At 61.5% G+C, this 1,814-nt stretch carries 2 protein-coding genes; one reads left to right on the top strand and one right to left on the bottom strand.

The features are described 5' to 3' along the window. Positions 1–1,226 (bottom strand): recombinase family protein (locus tag E1297_RS02235; protein WP_368669438.1); only part of this gene is annotated, 1,226 nt, incomplete at its 3' end. Positions 1,227–1,310: 84 nt separating this feature from the next. Here E1297_RS02235 and E1297_RS02240 point away from each other — a divergent pair. Next, a complete protein-coding gene (locus E1297_RS02240; protein ID WP_155133358.1) occupies positions 1,311–1,709 on the top strand; it encodes a hypothetical protein in 399 nt (132 codons plus the stop codon). Positions 1,710–1,814: the final 105 nt, after the last annotated feature.

Genomic DNA, 1,814 nt, shown 5'->3' on the forward strand with positions numbered 1-1,814 from the left:
GCCACGCCCTCCGCGATTTCCTCAACGACCTGGGGCTGGGCCGCGCGCAGGGCCTTGTTGATCTCGATGTAGCGGTAGTCCCGCTCCGGCTCATAGCCGATGAGGCGATAGGCGCGCAGCAGGCTGCCAAAGCGGCTGCGATAGGCGCTGGACGAGGGCAGATCGTTCTCTTCGTCTATGATCAGGCCGGACAGCGCGCCCTGCCGTTTCAGGATCGCCCGGAGGGCTTCCAGCAGTTCTTCGTCCGAGAAATGGCGACTGCGCGCGTCCACGATCTCCCGGGCGCGCAGGAAAAGCGCCTTGTCGACGATTGATGGATAGGCGCCTTCGGCCCGGATCCACATATCCCGCGGGTTCATGACACGGCGCTGCTTCAGCTTGAACGATACCTTGTTGAAGACGTTGTTCCCGATGTATTTTTCGTTGGTCAACACTTGGTGGACGGTCGCCCGGGTCCACGGTCGGTCGAGATCGGTACGGTGCCCTTCGGCGTTCAGAACCTCCGCGATCTCGCGTTCGGGACGCCCCTCATTCACGAACATCTCGTACATCCGCCGAACGACCCGCTGCTCATCGTCGGGACCGGGCACCAGAATCACCCGGTCGGTCTGGAGGCTCTTCTGCTCGCCGCGCGACAACTCACCCTTGGCATTTCCGTGCTCGTCGATCAGCACGCGCCGCAGCCCGAAACCCGCTGCGCCGCCTTGGCGATAGCCCAGCTCTACGAGGCGGCATTGCCCGGCAAAGACCTTCACCGAAAGCTCGCGGCTGTATTCGCCGGCCATCACGCGTTTGACGGTCTTCAGGAGGTTGGAGCCGATGCTGCCGTCGTTCTCGAACTGCTCGCCGCAGTAGTGGACGCGGATCCCCGCGCGGGAGCAGACATGTTCGTGATATGCGCCTTCGTCCGCATCCTGAAACCGGCCCCAGCGGCTGACGTCATATACAAGGATCGCCTTGAAATCGGCGTGACCGGATTGGACTTCTGCCATCAGGTTTTGCAGTGCCTCACGGCCGTCGAGCCGTAATCCCGATCGTCCGGTGTCCTCATACGTACGCAGAATGGTCAGGCCACGAGCCTCGGCATAGCTGCGAATGACATCGAGCTGGTTCTCGGTGGAGTACTTCTGGTGATCGGTCGACATCCGCACATAGGCGACCGCCGGCACATCCTTCTCAGGTGGCGCGGCGCTCGTGTCCGTATGGGTCGCCCAACGACCGCTCACATGCGTAATTCCGGGCAAATCCATCGCTCCCGTCGGAATCAACGGCTGAATTCTTCCCGTCCATGTAAAGCGAAGGAGGGTGGAATGTCGTTTCCGAAAAAGGGCAAGTTCTTTCCAAGGGAACACGGATATAATGGAAAAGCGGAGCAGCCCACGAATGGCGGCTTCGTTGAAGAAATCGCAGCTGCTTTGAAACGGTCGCTTGGAGATAGTCGGGCGGGTGTAAAGACCGTGGCGGCCTGGACGGGGGCCAACGAGAAAACGGTGAAGAACTGGTTCTCGGGCGCATACGGTCCGAGCGGTGCGCACCTGATCGCGCTGGCGCGCCACTCCGACGAGGTGCTCTCCACGTTCTTGGCCATGGCGGGACGCAAGGATCTGATGGTTGCCATCAAACTCGCGGCGGCAGAGCAGGCGGTCGAGGAACTGCTCGATGCGGTGCGGCAGCTGAACCGCGAGGAACCTGGCGATACCGTCACTTGATCAGTCGTCAGGCGGTCGCGAGTTTTGTCACTCAACAGCGCGCAGGATTTCGAAGCGATCCTGCGTGGTCGAAGGCTGCACGAGAGACCGTTCGTTTCCGGCCCC

It is taken from the genome of Roseibium sp. RKSG952, from assembly GCF_009711355.1.